Origin of the sequence: Micromonospora sp. AKA38 (assembly GCF_027925725.1) — a bacterium.
GTDB lineage: Bacteria > Actinomycetota > Actinomycetes > Mycobacteriales > Micromonosporaceae > Micromonospora.
Genome location: NZ_BNEI01000004.1, coordinates 240,280 through 256,608 on the forward strand (window position 1 = coordinate 240,280; position 16,329 = coordinate 256,608).

Below are 16,329 nucleotides of genomic sequence, written 5' to 3' on the forward strand. Positions count from 1 at the left end.
TCAGCGTGGCGGTGGTTGCTGCCGGCGCGGGGCGGTCGAGTCGTCGGCCGTGCCCTCCGGGTCCTCCGCACCGGCGGTGTCCTCGTCGCCGGGAGAGATCGGGGCCTCGGCCGGACCCAGATCCTCCGCCCGGTAGCGGTCGAGCAGGCGGCGGAGGACGGCGGTCAGTTCCCGGATCTCGGTGACGCCGTCGTCCATGCCGGCGGTCGTGTACGTCTCCAGGGTCTGCGATCTGGTCTCGGCCCGCCGGTTGCCGGCGACGTGCTCGCGCAGGCTCGCCAGCACGGCCTCGTACTCGTCCCGGGCCGCACGCGTGAGGGATCGGCTCAGCGTGGGCCGGGGCCGTGCCACCGGCGGCGGCGCGGCCGGCCTGGCGGCCGGTGCGGTGCCGGAGCGTGGCGCGGTGACCGGGTGGACCACCGGGGTCCCGGCGGGGGCGGCCGTGATGTCGGCCTGCGCGGTCGGGGTGGCCGTGGGGGGAGGGACGTGCGGGCCGGCGACGATCCCCGCGTCGCGGGGCCGCGGGTCGGGCTCCTCGCCGGTGGATTCGTCGGCCGGGGACGGGACCGGCGGTCCGCCGTCGTTGAGCCGGCGGGCGATCCGGAAGACCCGTTCGTCGTCCACCTCGCCGGTGACCCCGGCGGCCTCCAGCTCCCGCCGCATGTGGTCGCGCAGGCCGGTCAGGTCGGCCTCGCGGATCCGCCTGGCCAGCACGGTGACCGGGCCGGCGCGGTCGTCGTCGAGGATCCGGAGCTGGTTCGTCGCATACTCCATGACCTGGACGAGCCACCGTCCGTTCCCGCCGAGGACGAAGTGGGAGAGGGCGATCGGTCCCCGTCGGGCGACCGCCGTGGCGAAGACCGCCGTCCGGAGTCCGGCGTGCGCGAAGCGTACGACGGTCTGCCCGGTCACGGGGCCGAGCGATTCGACGTACGCGGCCGGGTCCATCGGCACGTCCGACCGCGCGCTGCGGATCATTCCGTCGTCGTCGATCCGGCCCGGCTCGATGATCACGTCGACGAACGGGACGTTGGCCGCGGTGAAGTCGCCGAGGGTGGCGTGGGGCGTCCGGGCGGGCGCCGGAACCGGTCGGGTCGTCGTCGGGCCGCCGCCGAGGGGAGCGAGGAGCCGACCCGCGGACGCTACCTGCGGACGTCCGCCCTCGTCGCCGGGTGGATCCTCCGAGTCGTCGCTGTCGGTGTGCGGAGCCGGCGGGGTCGGCGTGGCCGGCACCAGGGCGGCGTAGTGCTCGACGAGCAGTGGTGTGCCGTCCGGCCCACGGCGTCCGGCGTGCGCGTCGGGTGTCTCGTGGGTCCGGCGCAGCCGGATCGGCGGCTCCGCGCTCGGGTCGGGCGGCGAGAGGGTGACGGTGTGCCGATCCTGTTCGATGACGATCGTACGGCGAAGCAGGTGGGTCATCAGCGGCATGACGAGGTCGCCGTCGTCGGTGCGCCAGTCGGCGTAGACCGCGTCCGAGAGCGCCTCCCGCAGGTCGGGCGCCTCGGTCGGATGTCCCTCCAGGAACGACACCAGGGTCGCGTCGTCCATCTGGTCGATGAAGGCGACAAGCCGGAGCCGCAGGCCCTGCGCGATGTCGCCGAGTTCCGCGCGGCCGAAGCCACGCGGGTGGGCGACCCGGTCGTGTCGGGCGCTGACCAGGCCCCGCAGGAGCCGCCGCTGCTGCCGGGTCCAGCCACCCAGACCGAGGACCGCCTCCGGAGCGGCGACGATCAACGCGTAGTCGGCGCAGTTGCCGTCGCCCAGCACCGGTACCTCGACGTGCGCCGCGGCCGGCCGGCCGTGGGCGGCCGGGGCGGGCCGGGGTGGCGCGTCCGGCATGGGTGGCGGTGGCGTGGTCGAGGCGGCGTCGGGCGTGGTCTCCGTGGGTGCGGAGTCCTTCGCGGGCCGCTCCGGGGTGTCGTCGGACCTGGCCGGCTGCGGCCCCCGTTCCGTCACCCCGTCCGCCGTGGCCTCGTCCCCGAAACGGTCGCGGAAGAGGTCGCCGAAGCGAACCGGCGGCCGGTCGTCCCGATCGGTGCGCGGCGCCGGCCTCGCCCGCCTGGGGCGCGCCACCGGGGGGACGTGCGGCACGCGCGCCGCGGTTTCGCCCGGGCCCGGATGCGCGGTCCGCAGCAGGATGATCATCTGGCCGTCGAAGGGGACCCGACGGAGGGCGTCGGGACTCACCCGCACCGCCGTGCGGTCGTCCCCGCCGTCCTGCTCGACGAAGGCCAGGTAGTCGTCGTCGCCGTCGGGCCGCCGGCGACGACCGGCGCGGTGGGCGGTGGTCGGCACCGCCACGGTGACCTCGCCGCCGGTGACGGCGTCCGCGTCCGGTCCGACGCCGACGAACCGGGTACGGAGATAGCGCTGTTCCTGGCTGTTGGGACCGATCCCCAGCCCGGCCCGTACCGCCAGCAGCAGCAGGTGTGCCTGGTCGGCCGCCTCGGGCAGGTGCTCCGACGACCCCGCGACCCCGGCCCGGTGCACGACCGCCCACCGCCGGCTCTCGTCGTCCCAGGTGACCACGACGGTGCCCGCGCCGAGACCGGCCACCAGCCTCCCGGTCAACTCGCGCCGTCGAATCGGGAGGCCCAGGCGCGGCATGATCGTCACCCGACCCCGACCGTCGGGGTCCGCCGCCAGGTGGGTCGCGAGATCGACGGTGCCGGGCCGGCCGTCGTGCGCGATCCCGATCCGGGTTCCGGTCGCGGTGAGGCGTCCCCAGTCGACGGCGATGCTCCCCAGCACCGCGCCCCCGCGCCAGTCGGCCAGGACCCGCAGTCCTCCGTGGACCGTCTCCTCCGCGGCGGCCGTCCAGGCGTCGGCCGGCTCCGTCGACTGTCGGGTCCGCTCCCGGTGGATACGCTGCGCCACCTCCCACGGCTCGGGCGTCCGCCGGAGGCCGGCCGTCGGATCGTCATGCGGCAACACGTGCGGAGCGGCGGTGTGAGCCGCCGCCGTAGCGAACAACCGCAACCACTCGTGCACCTCGGCCTGGTACCTGTTCCCACCCCGGGTGGCGACCTGCCGGGCGGTGCGGATGCCGTCGGCGAGGGACAGACCGGCCTGGACCGTCGGCCCGCCGGCCGGCAGGTGGGGATCGAGGTACGGCGGAACGTGCAGACTCCAGGTTCCGTCTGCCCGGGTGACCGCCGGAATCCCGGCGCGGGCGAACTCGGCGGCGACCGCCGCGCGTGCCTCCGGGTCCTGGCCGGGCACGACGGCCACCCACGGGACGCCCGGCTCCCCGACCGTCGGCACCGCCGGCAGTGGCCGGCTCAGCGTCTGCATCACGAGGTACGCCGGCGACGTTCCCCTGTCGACGGCGCGCGGGTCGACGACGTGGACCCGATGGTCGAGTCGCGCCGGCAACGCCCGCATCCAGGCGGTCAGCGGCGGCTGGGGGCGGATCAGCCGGGCCCGGCCGGCCTCGCCGCCGTCGACGGCGGCGAGGGGTACCTCGCGGTAGACCTCCGGGGCGACCGCCACGACGGTTCGCGACCGTCGCGACCAGGGCGTACGCTGCACCGCCTCGCCGCGCTGGACCTGGGCGCCCTCGGCGCCGGTCAGGGCGAGATTGGCCCAGGCGTCGGGGACGGGAAGGTGCTCGGCCAGCAGGTCGACAAGGGGCCGGTAGGTGTCGCCGTCGCCGAGCAGGACGACGGTGTGCACGACGCGTGACAGGTCGTCGTGGACGACGTCGACGGGCCGGCCGGCCGGCCCCGGCACCGTGGCCCGCCACGGGTTTCCGTCAGCGACGTCGCGGCTGATCACGATGAGGCCGAGTCGGCGCAGCCCGGTCAGGAAGGGCGCGTCGCGGGCGACGGGTGCGGCGAGCACCAGGATGCGCGGCGAATCCGTCCACTCCACCTCGTCGGCGAAGCCCTCGGCGGTGAGCGTCGGCCCGGTCGGGATCCGGATCGTGGCGCCGTCGACCACGCCGGCCTCGACGACGACGCTCCCCCGGTCGAGGAGCACCTCCAGCACCTGGTTCGGGGGTGACGACGGCGTCACCCGTGTCAGGTCGGTCACGACGGTCCCCGACCGGCGGTAGCGGGTCATCGCCGCGAGTCCCCGCATCTGCTCGACGATCAGCACCTCGGGGTGCCCGTCGGCGGCCGGCAGCCGGGCGCCCTCGACGTGGCCGTGGGCGCGGACGAGGACCAGGGGCGCCGCGCCGCGTACGGTCGCGGCGCGGACGCGGGCCCGGCGTACGAGCGGCGAGACCGCCTCCCGGGACGGATCGTCGGGATGGACGGTGCCCGGTGGTTCGGGCGGCAGCGCGACGACCAGGCCGGCCGCCCGCGCCCGGGCCCAGGCCTGCGGGTCCGACAGCGGGAGCCGCTCCGCGAGTTCGTCGGTCAACACCGTGGCGTCGACCACGCCGTCCACCGCCGCTCGCAGGTCGACGACGCGTACCGATTCCGCGGGACCGACCACGGCGGACCGGACGGCCGCGGCCGGCACCCGGAGGAAGACGTCGTCGGGGGACACGGCTCGGTCGTCCAGCACCAGGAACGGGCGGGTCTGCGACACCGTGAGCAGGTTGCGGAGCCAGTCGTGCCACCGCGCTGCCGGGCCTCCGGCGAGATCGCGGCCGACCACGATCCCGACGTCCGGCGAACCGTGCTCGGTGCGGTCGGGCGGCGGTGGTGGCGTGACGGCGAACAGCCGGCGCAGTCCGGCGACCTCGTCGTCGGTCGGGTTGCCGGCCCGGGCCCGCCGGGCCAGTTCGGCCAGCACCGTGGTCCGGGCGACGCCGGCGAGGGTGTCGACGACGTGCCAGCCCGGGCCGGCGGGCGTGTGCACGCGCCAGCCGTTGAGGATGATGCCGTGCACCGGGAGGGCGGCGGGAAGCACGACCGGGACCTGCTCGCTCAGGGCCCGCACGAACGGGCCGCCGTCGGCGTCGCGCGGGAAGGCGTCGGCGAGTACGACGAGAAGCGGACGCCCGTCCGCCGGGTCGGGCAACCGGTCGAGGTAACCGGCGACGGTGAGCGGCTCCCCGTCGATCCGCAGCGCGTCGCCGGCCGCGGTGAGTTCGCCCCGCTCGACCACGACGTGCCGCGCCGCCGCCCAGCCCAGCACGTCGACGAATCCGAGTAGTTGGTCCTGGAGGAACGTCGACGGATACCGGCCGGGCAGTCCGGCCGCCACCGCCTCCGCCACCACCCGCGGCCGGTCGCCGTGCTGCTCGTCCAGCAGCAGGTGCCGCACGTTCCGGTTGCCCTCCCACGTGGCCAGGCGGCGGAGCAGGTGCAGGTCGGCCAGGTTGCCCGTCGACTCCAGGTGGTCGGCCCAGCGTCCCTCCGCCAGCGCCGTCCAGTTGCCGTGGCTCTCGCTGACGTGGCGGTGAAGTTCCCGCGCCGCGACGACGGGATGGTCGGCCAGTTGGGCCCGGGACCGACCGACCCGGAGGGCGTGGTTGACCCAGAGTCCCGTGGGCAGGCCCCGGTGGTGGACGACGATGACCTCGATGGACGGATCGACGCCGTCCGCGAGCAGGTCGACCCAGCGAGCCTCCGCCTCGATCTGGTAGACCGGTCTGGTCGGATTGGGCATCGGCCAGACGCCCATCAGGGCCCGTTGCCGCCATGGGTCCACCTCTCCGGTCCGGCCACCGATCGGAAGTGGCCACGTCGACCTCGGTGGCGGTGGTTCGAAGTCCTGGTAGGCGGGGGTGGCGTTCGCGCTGTCGGGCGGTGGGCGGAGCAGGCCGAGCCCGTCGCGTACCCGGGTCAGCAGGCGCGCGGTGCGCAGTTCGGCGACCCGGTCGGGGGGGAGGGGTTCGAACACGGAGCGGTGGGTGTTGCCGGTGGTGTGGTCGACGACCGTCAGCGTCCGGACGAACGGCCGCCGGGCGAGCCGCCGCAGCTCGTTCTCGCGTACCAGGGTGAGGTAGAACCGCACGACCGCCTCCAGCGAGGCGTCCACCAGCACCAGGGTCAGCCGGTCCTCGGCCGCGGGCAGGGTCGCGGGCGCCCCGGGCGCCGGCGCCAGCCTCGGGTCCTGCCGGCCGGGTGGCGGGTTGTTCGGGACGGGCCGGTAGGCGAAGAAGGACGGCAGGTTCGCGAGCGTGTGGACGTCGCGCAGGAAGTCGGCGGCGGTCAGCAGGCTCAGTCGCTCCTGCCGGCCGGTGGGATGCGCGAAGGGGAAACCGCCGGCGACCACGACGGCCAGCGGTGGACCCGCCGCCGAGCGTTCCTCGACGAGGTGGGCGAGCACCGTCAGGCCGGTGGCCGACCCGGTGTGGTGCGCCACCGCGATCTCGGTCATCCGCCGGAGCCGGTCGCCGACGGCGCGGCCGGTGTTTCCCGGCGCCTCCACGTCGCCCGGGTCGAGCACCACGGCGCCGGCGCCGGCGTGGCGCCACGCCCGCATCGGTCCGGCACCGAGTCGAGGGGCTGGGGTCGCGACGAGGCTCCGGCCGCCGCGCACCACGATGTCGTGCCGGACGGCCCGGACCGACACCGTCAGCGGCTCGGCGTCCGACCCCGCCGGGCGTACCTCGCGGTGGGTCCGGGTGCGGAGCAGGCGGCGGTGCTGTTCGCCGACCGCCTCGTCGAGGATGCGTCGCAGCGCGTTGGTCCGCCGCACCGTGGCGCCGGTGGCCGCCGCGTCGTCGTCCGGGTGGCCGACGCCCTCGATCGAGACTCGGACGATCTCCGTCGCGCTCGCCCGAGCCCCGGCCCTGATCGCGTCGACCGCCTCCGCGAGCGCGGCCGTCGAGTCCGGATCCACCGTGTGGCCGTCCGGGTGCAGGTAGAGGGTCCACGGGCCGGCGGGCCGGTCCGGCGCACCGTCGACGGTGACCTCCACCTCGTCGGACCGGGTGTCGATCCGTTCGAACGTCGCGTCGGGGATGGTGGCGGCGAGTTGGTCGATCGTCGTCCAGACGCCGGCCGGCACCGGCACGTCGCCGTGGGCGACCGCGAACCGCGGGGTGGCGTCGCTGCCGCGCACCGCGGCACGCAGGGCGGCGGGGGTGCCGGCCGGGCGGAGCCAGAGCCGCCGGCCCGGCATCGTCTCCAGTTCCCAACCGTCGGAGAGCCGGTAGGTGTCCGGCGCCGTCGGTCCGGCGCTGACGATCGGGTGTACGTCGGCCGGCGTGCCGTCGTAGTCGACCGCTCGGATCTCCGCCGCCTCGGCCAGCACGGCGAAGGTCCGCCGACCGAGGTGGTCCGTCGGCACCAGGGTCAGTTCGGCGGGCAGGCCGGTACCGGCCGCCAGCTCGTCGACCGGCAGGACGACCGGGACGTCCACCCGGGTCGCGAGGTCGACGGCCAGCTGAAGCAGACCCGGCCGGGTCGCGGGGGCGTCGGCGAGGCGCAGGTCCACGGCCAGTCCCAGCCGTTCCGGTGGGGACAGCTCGGACACGGCCGCGATGACGTCCTCGGGCGAGAACCGGCCCACCACGACGAGTCGGGCGCGGACGCCCTCCGGCAGCCCCCGGGCGACGTCCATCCGGGGGTCGGCGGCCGGGCCCAGCACGAATCCCGCCGGGATCGGTGCCAGTGGGACGTCGACCCCGCTCAGGGTGGGGCCGACGTAGGCCCACCAGCGTGGCCGTCCGGGTGCGACCACCTCGACCGTGCCCGCCAGGTCCTGAAGGTGGATCTGGCTGAGCACCCATCGCCTGATCCCGTCCGGAACCGGCGGCGCGTGCGGCGCGTCCGAGCCCAGGACGATGGTGCGCGCCCGTACCGGCGGTGGGGCGTCGTCGGCCGCGGTGGTCGGGCAGACCCACGCGCCCTCGCCGACGTCCCGGATGCCCCACCCGCCCTCCAGGTCGAGGAAGTCGTCGGCCGGCTCGTCGGCCGGGTCCGGGTCCGGGTAGACGGTGTAGGTGCGGGCGAGGACGCGGGCGGTGCGGTCGTTCAGGGTGTTGACCGGGATGACGGCGTCGCGGCGGGTGGTGGCGCCGGTGAGCCGGTCGATCGGCACGGTCACCGAACGAACCCACCGCCGGGCCGCCCACTCGATCATTCCGTCCGCGCTGAGCGGCTCCCCGTCGTACACGGCGCCGCGGGCGGTCGCCACGGCGTACCGCTCCAGGTGGCCCCACGGGCCCTGGTCGCTCGCGGGCGTCCGGACCAGATGGATCGGCGGCTGCTCCTGGCCCGGGGGCCAGTACATGGCGGGCGGCCCCGCCTGGCCCCAGACCAGGATCGGCCGGTCGATCAGGCGTCCGAGGAGGGTCAGCAGGACGGGCTGGAGTTCCGGGTGCGGCTCGTCGGCCCGGACCTGATCGATCAGCCAGGCCCGCAACCGGGCGGGGTCGGCGGCGCCGGCGTCGGGCAGCTCGCCCGACAACCGGCGCCAGTACTGGTCGACGATGCTGTCGGGCAGGTCGCGGACGAAGGACGCGGTTCGTCCGCGCACGGTGGCCCCCAGGATGCCCAGCGCGTCCATGCCGTACTCGGACCCGTCCCCCTCGTCCGGGTCGTCGTCGAGCTGGTCGAGGATCTCCCCCTCCTCGTCGGTCCAGCCCACGAACCCCTGGAGGTCCTCGCGGGCGGCCACGACCGCGGCGACGAACGCCGCGTGCTCACCGACGCCGTACGCGACGAACGCCTCGCGGGGCGGCTGCCAGGACCGACCTGCTCCGCCGCTCGGCGGGTCGTGGAGATCGAGGATCCCGGCGGCGACCAGCAAGGAGTAGTTGCGGGCGCCGGTGGGCAGCGCGTCGTCCGTCCGTCCGGCCGTCCAGAGGGCCTGATCGATCAGCTCCGGCGTCACCCGCACCCGACCGCCGAGCGCCCACACGCGCCGTTGGATCTCCTCGACCGCCCCCGCGAGGTCCCGTCGCTCCTCCGCCCGGGTGGCGTCGATCAGCGCCGGTAGGTCGTCGTCTCGCACCTGGACCAGGTCGCTGGTGTTGATCGGCTGGTAGACGGCGAGCCATCCGTCGCCCTCGTCCTGGCGAACGACCAGGATGACGCCGGGTCGGGCCAGGTAGTGGACGTCATCGTAGGTCGCGTTCGTGAAGATCAGGGCCGGCGGTCCGTCGACCTCGCCCCGGTAGCCCTCGGCGGCCACCCGGTTGAGGCGCTGCGGCAGATCCACGGCCGGGTCGAACTCGTCGATGTCGACGGCCGCCCGCCCGTCGGCGAGGACCCGCACATCGAGGGACGGCTCCAGCAGGCGGTCCTCCGCCCGGATCGGACCGACCCGGAAACCGCCGGCCCGGCCGACGGCGGCGTGCACGACGCGCCACAGGTCGGCGGTGCTCAGGGCGCTCTCACCGGCCGTCAGGCGTCGGACGGTCAGCTCACGGGCCATCGTGGCCAGTTGATCGAGGTACCGCGAGCGGAGGTGTTCGACGAGCTGCGGAAGATCGTCGGTGACCGGGTTCTGGAGCGATCCGTCGGCCCAGAAGGGCAGGTAGCCCCAGTACTGGCGCCGCTGATCGGCGTCGACGGTTTCGAGGATCGCCGGCACGCCCCGGTCGGCGAGGTCCTCGGCGAACTGCGGCCCGACGTCGGCGGCCCGCTCGCGCAGCACCACGACGGGGATGTCCGACGAGGTCAGTTCCCCGGTGGCGGGCGGAGTGGGATCCCAGAACGCCTGGAGGTACTGCTCGACGGTGAAGCGGGTGTCGGGATGCTCCTGCGGCGGGTGCAGCGGATCCGTGTGCTCCAGCGACCGGCTGCCACCGGGGGGCGTCCCGGGCGTGGCGGCCGGCTCGTCAGCCGCCGGCGTGCCGGGTCCCTCGGGTTCCGGGTCGGCGTGCGACGGGTCGGTGCCGTCGCCGGAGCCTCCGCGCAGCCGCAGCGGCGCGTCGGCGGCGGTCTGCCCGGTGTACGCGTCCTCGTCCGCGTCCGTCGGCATCGTGTCGTCGTCGGTGGCCTCGTCGTCGGACATCGTGTCGTCGGAAACCGTGTCGTCGGACGTCGTGTCGTCGGAAAGGTAGTCGTCGGACATCTGGTCGTCCGACGGGTCGTCGGCGGTCAGCGCGGCCAGGTCCGGGACCGGGCCGCCGGGGAACCGGTGCTCGTGCAGGGCCCGGACGACCTCGATCCACCGGTCACGTGCGTTCATCAGGATCTCCGCGTGGCGGTCCAGGACGCGCTGACGAGCCAGGTTCAGCGTGCGCGCATACCGCAGCGCCACCGCGAGCGCCGGCTCCAGGAGCGGGCGTACGTCGTCGCCGGCCATCGCCGCCGCCACCAGCTCCAGCAGCAGCACCCCGTCGGCGTCGGCCAGCCGCGCCTCCGGGTGTCGCGCGTCGGAGGTCAGCCAGTCCGCCGCCAGCGCGGGCGTGTCGATCAGCGCGGTGCGGAGACGGCCGACCGAGGCCGGCACGGCCAGGCCCGCCTGGCTGCGGCGCACCGCGGCGAGCACCCGCGCCCGCAGCGCCGAGGGACGGTCCCAGTCCGCCGCCTCGCGCTCGTACCCGGCGCGGATGAGGTGATCGAAGGACTTGAGGTGCCCGTGAAGCTGCGACTCGTCCATGGTGAAGTCACCCATGTGGCGCACCTCGACGACGGCCAGCGGGGTCGGAAGCGCACCGTCGTTGTCGTCCATGGCGAAGGAGCCGCTGATGCTGACCGCGTCCTTCTGACTGATCGGCACGTTGCCGGCCCCCGCCGGGCTCAGCGCGTTTCGCAGGTAGTCACGAACGCTGCCGGCGGCGGGGTTGCGCAGGCTCGTGTCCAGCAGGGCGTCGGCGTGGAGGGAGTGCGCGACCCGATCGGTGAAGCCCGCCAGCAGGATCTCGGTGATCCGGTCGCGCTGCTCGTGCAGGAAGCTCTGTACGCGTGGGGGTAGCTGGGCGCGCAGCCCCGACACCGAGGTACGCAGGCCCGCCGCGAGATAGTTCTTGCTGATCAGGCGCGAGCGCGGTGGCGCGACCCGCTGGTGCAGCATCGCGACGACCTGCGTGTAGAGCAGCGCGAGGTAGCCGCGTAGCTCCTCGGTGCCGGGCACGTCGGTGAGGAAGGGCAGTGCGAAGGCCGGCACCGGCGACCCGAGCACCTGGGTGAGATAGGACGTGGTCACCACCTGGGAGAAGTCCAGTCCGTCGAGGAGGTGGCGACGGGAGTTCTCGTTGTAGGTGCCGGCGGCGATGAACTCCAGCGGGGCGACCAGGGCGTGCATCGGGGCGCCGACGGTGAACTGCACGTAGCGGGTGTGCGGCTCATCCGCCCTGGGCCGGATCGAGACGCCCTGCACGTGGTGTGCGAAGCCGCGCTCCGGCGGGAACAGGTCGGACAGCAGGGTGGGCCCGGTCACCGAGGCCAGCGCGGCGTTCACGGCGTCGAGCGCGTCGAGCACCTCGTCCCGGCGGGCCCGGTTCTCCTCGCCCGGCAGGACACCCGTCGGCGCCGTGACGACCTCCAGGATGAAGCTCCGGCGGTTCGTGTCGTAGGTGACCGCCAACAGGTCGGCCAGGCGGAACAGCGTCGTCTTGGGAGCCGGCAGCACCGGGAAGGTGAGCGCGAGGCCGGCGAACTCCACCTCGAGGCCGGTGGCGCCGCCGAGCAGGCCCTCCGGCTCGCCGGAGCGGCGTGGCCGGCGTACCCCGGGGGCGACCGGCACCCCGTCCCGCGGTCCGTCGATCGGCGCGACAAGCGGCCGGCTGCCGGGCAGTTCGGTGCCCAGGTCGGCCAGTCGGCGATGGGCGAGCTGATAGGTGAGCAGCAGGTTGCCGAACTCGGTACGGGTGGCGGGCAGCGTCCGCTCGGTCACCCCGTCGATGCGGGCGTGCAGCGCGGCCAACCCGTCGACGAAGCTCTGCCACGAGGCCCACGCGTCCTCGCCGGCCGCACCCCGGTCGGCCACGGCGATCCGCACCCGCTTGTCGAGCGCGGGGACGCGGTGCGCGGCCGTCTCCACCTCGCTCCGCAGCCGCGCGAGCCCGACCGGCGAACCCTCCCCGGTCCGGGGCAGCGGCAGGTCCCACGCCACCTCGGCGGGTAGGACGGTCACGTCCCGGCCGCCGGCCACCGGCCGTCTCCGGGTGGGCAGGAAGTGCTGGTTGACCAGGACGATGACGTGGGTCGGCGTGGTGCCACCGCCGCCACTGAGCACCGCCTCGTCGGTGCCCTCCGACAGCCCCTGCAGATCGACGCGGAGGTCGCCGCCCCGCGCGGTGGAGAGGTCGGTCGCCCAGCGGAGGACCTGGGTCACCACCAACCAGTAGTGGTCCCCCTGGTCGTTGTCGTACTCCCCGGGTGTCGCCATCGACGTGGCCAGGTCCTCGATGGTCAGCAGCGCCTGCCCGGTCCGGGCGATGTCGTGCGCCGCCGGGTGGATGGCGGCCTCGGCCAGGCGCAACGTGTCACGGATGTGCTGCTGCTCCAGCGACCGCCGCAACACGGCGGCGAGGAACGCCCGCAGGGCGAGCGGGTCGTCGACGCGTACCGCACCCGGGAGCCCCGCGGCCCGGGCCACCAGCCGGGCGGCCTCGGTGACGCGGTCCGTCCCGACGGTGCGGAGCGTCGCGGCGAACACGCAGTTCCCGTCGTCGGGCACCCAACCCACCTGAAGGCCGTTCGCCCTGAGCCACCGCTGCTGGTGGGCGCGGGGGGCGAAGAACTCGCCGGGGCGGTTCCGGCTGCCCTCGTGCCACCAGGCCGGCGCCGCGGCCAGGTCGGTGTCCTCGCGTTCGTAGTGCTCCAGCCGGGCGGCGATGAGGTTGTCGAGCATCCGCTCGTCGGCGCCGGCCGTGAGGAGGTCCTCGAGGTGGCGCAGTCGCGCGCCGTCCGGGTCGTTGGTCGCGAGGTAGTGCCGTAGCCGGACCTCGGCGTCGCTTCGCACGCGCGGACCACCGCGGTCGTCGCCGCGCGCGGGTGGCGGGTCCACCGGATGCCGCTGCCGCAGGCGCAGCACCGACGGTCGTTCCGCGTCGGTGCGCTGATACGTCGCGAGCAGCTCGGTGAGCGTCTGGACGAGCTGGGCCGTGTCCGCGAGGCGGCTGCCGGTCCCGGCCCCGGTGAGCTTCTCCACCTCCGCCGTCCGTTCCTGCCGGACCCGGGCATCGGACTGGCCGCCGATGTGCTCCCGAAGCCGGCTGGTGATCGCGACGAGCCGGTCGTCCAGCGCGATCCGCCGGGTCCGGTGCTGGCTCAGGGCCGGCGGGGCCGGCTCGGTCGTCGCCGGGGTGCGGGCCGCCGGCGCGTGGTCCGGGACGGTCCGGTCCTCGGGGGCGACCTCGGTCAGGGTTCGACTGATCGGGGCGGAGTGCCGTCGCGCGACCGGGGTCCTCCCCGTGGTGTCCCCGCCGGGCTCGTCGGACGCGGCCCGCTCCGGGGAGAGGAACGTGACGGGCCGCCGTCGACGCAGCTTGACCACCGGGGTCGGGGTCGCCGCCGGTCCGGTCGGGCGGAACGCGTTCCCGCCCACCTCGGCCAGCACGAGTGGCCGGCCGGTGGCCGGCCCGCTGGTGGTCACGGTCCCGTCGGCGGCGATCGTCTCCACCTCGACGCCCAGCACCGCCGGGACGGTCGCCAGGGGTGGCGGCGGCGCGTCGTCCGCGAGTCCCTGCCGCCGGGCGATCAGCGTCCGCAGCTCGGCGGCGGTGGTCGCCGCCGCGACCTGCCGGACCTCCGCCGTCGGGTCGGGTTGCCGCCGCGCGGTCGCGGAAAGGGCCCGCAACCAGGAGTCCGGCCCGGACTCCGGTGCCAGCGGGACCAGTCCGCGGGCGGTGAGCACGCCGTCCTGCTCGGCCGACAACGGCGGGGACGCGGACGGGCGGGCCGCCCGTTCCCGCTCGCGCAGGAACCGCTCCGCCTCGGCCGGGAACTGGCCCTCGGGCCGTCGGGCCAGCTCGACCAACTCGTCGCGGGTGACGCCGAGCCGCACGGCGCTGTCGATCAGGTGCGGCGGGAGCGCGTCCACGGCGAGTTCCGCGGCCGCCACCTGCCGGCTGCCGATCGTCGGCTCGAGTTCGACGTACCAGCCGTCCGGCGCGACGCTGAACCGGTCGGTCACGCCGCCGGCCGTGTCCCGCCGTCGCAGCTCCACCGGCACGCGCAGCGCCCGGGCCAGCGCCCGCGCGGCGCGCAGCGGGTCGTTCAGGAGCCGGATGTGCAACGGCGGCTCAGGCCGGGCGCCGGCCGGGGCGGCCGCGTGCACCGCGTCGACCATCCGGGTGACCAGGTCCCGGCCGGCCGGATCCGCCTCGTGCACGGCGGCGATCTGCGCGGGCGTGAGGTGTCCGGCGGCCCACCCGTCCACGGACTCGCGGAGCTGCCGGGCCTGGCCGGCGGTGTCGACCTCCACCACGAGGACGTCCTCGGCGTCGACCCGGACCCCGCCGCCGAGGTCCCGCGCGAGGCCCAGCAGGGCCAGGTCCGGGCCGTCCGGCGCCGGCGTGGCGCCGTCCGGGTCGAGCCGGGCGAACGCGTCGACCAGGTCGAGGCTCGGCGACTGCGGCCCGGCGACCGGTGGCCGCGTGCGGTCCCGCCCGGCCGGGTCCAACCTTCTGCCGAACTCGGCGCGGCGCTGTTCGGCCACCAGCGCGTCGTAGTCGGCTCTGGACATCTGCACGTACACGTCGCCGCTGAACTCGTCGCTGATCCGGCGCCGCCCCCACGACGTCGGGCGCCACCAGTGCACGATGTGCTTGTGCCCCTCCAGCCGGTACCGGCCGTACATCCGCACCAGGACGGTCGGGCCCTGCTGCTTGACGTGCTCCTCCCGCCGGTGCGCGTCGGCGAACGTGCTGGTGTGCGACTTGGGCGCCTGCCGGCTCAGGTCGGTGTCGCCCTCGGTGCGGTGCGCGCCGTACGCCTCGCTGGGGTTGGAGCCGTCGGTGACGCTCAGCTTGGCCGGGCCGCCCGCGCTCAGACCGGCGGCCAGGTAGGGCGTGTCGTGGGTGGTGGAGGCGCTGAACCCCTGCTGGTACTTCGCGTACCGGCCGGTGCCGGTGCCGTCGAGCTCGGAGACGATCTCCATGTTCTCCAGCCGGCAGCGCAGCGTGAGGTCGGCCCGTCGGCTCGAGTGACCGGGCACGAAGGCGTCGGCGGCGACCTGCACCCCGTCCGGGCTCATGGCCTCCGGGGTGAGAGCGGCCAGCAGGTCGCGCGTCACCAGGGCCCGTACGGAGGCGCTGGTGTGGTATCCGGGCCGGGTCACCCAGCGCGACGGCAGCCACCGGTTCCACTTGACCGGCCGCTCGAACAGCGCCCCGAGCAGCCGGCGGCTGGCCGCCTCGGCGCCGTGCACCTGCACGCTGTCGACGAAGGCGTCCTTGGGCAGCGCGGTCGGGTTCACGTCGGACCGGAGACCGGTCGGCGCCGCCGCCGGGGTGGCCTCGGCGACACTCTTCGGAACCTTCAACACCACCGAGCCGCGGACGGTCCGCGGCGGAAGGGACCGTTCGGTCCGGCGGAACCGGCCCAGCGTCCGGGCCACCCAGTTGCGCGAGGCCGCCGGCGACAGGGGCGGCCGTGCGCCGCCGCGGAACCGGGAGATGACCTTGCTGGTCAGCCAGTTCGTGACGCGTCGCCCGCCGAGCTTGAGCCGTCGGACCTCGACGGTGAACTCGACGTCGGCCGTCGCCCGGTAGTAGTTGCCCCAGTCGTAGGTGGTCGACTCGTAGGTGAACTGCTCGGTGGTCGCCCGTGACCGGCTCACCCCGTCGGCGAACCGGACGCCGGGTCCGGTGGTGACCCGCTGCTGGGCGGACCTGCGCTGCTCCTCCAGCGTCGGCGGGGTGTCGGGCCGGTGCTCGAACGTGGGCTTCAACCCGGCCGAGGTGCCGCGGGTGAACTGCCGGTCCGTCGCCGCGCGGCGCTCGACGTACCGGTGGCGGTAGGTTTCCAGGCCGCTGCCGCGCACGTAGTCGCCGAACTCCGGTCGGCTGGTCAACGTGGCGCTGACCCGGACCTCGACCATGTCCTGGCCGAACCAGCCGTGCGGGTTGGCGAAGTAGAGCGAGACCCCGTCCGGGGAGAGGACCTGTTCCAGCAGCGGTTGGTCCCGCCCGCCGTCGAACAGCGCCTGGATCGCGTCGAGGCCGCCCTGCAACCGCCCCACGTACGGTGAGACCTGGGCGCGGCGACGCCACCACAGGCGGCGCGGCGGCGTGTCCGGCGGCGGGACGAGCCGGTCGTGGGTCTTGCCGAGCAGGCCGGGCTCGAACTGGTCCACGGCGTCGATCACGACGTCGGACAGGGCCGTCCCGTCGCTGAGGGTGAGTGAGTGGATGCCGCTGTGCCCGAGCGAGGCGCCCGGGCCCGGTCGCAGGTAGGGCGGAAGGCCGAGTTTCCGGGTGGCGGCCGCGGTCGGGACGACAGTGGTGTCGAAGAGGGGCTCGAACTCCCCGATCACCTCGGGCGACATCGCCAGGTCGGTCCAGGCATGGCTGCGGGCCAGTTC

The 16,329-nt window shown here is 75.1% G+C and carries 1 protein-coding gene (only partly in view); it reads right to left on the reverse strand.

Annotated features, from left to right (window positions below):
* Positions 1-16,329, reverse strand: the 3' portion of a protein-coding gene (locus TPA0908_RS16690) for a WXG100-like domain-containing protein (RefSeq protein WP_281938974.1). Its footprint extends 11,343 nt past the window's final position; 16,329 of the gene's 27,672 nt are visible here — the last part of the coding sequence; its start codon lies beyond the right edge, outside the window — the gene reads right to left on this strand; its stop codon occupies positions 1-3.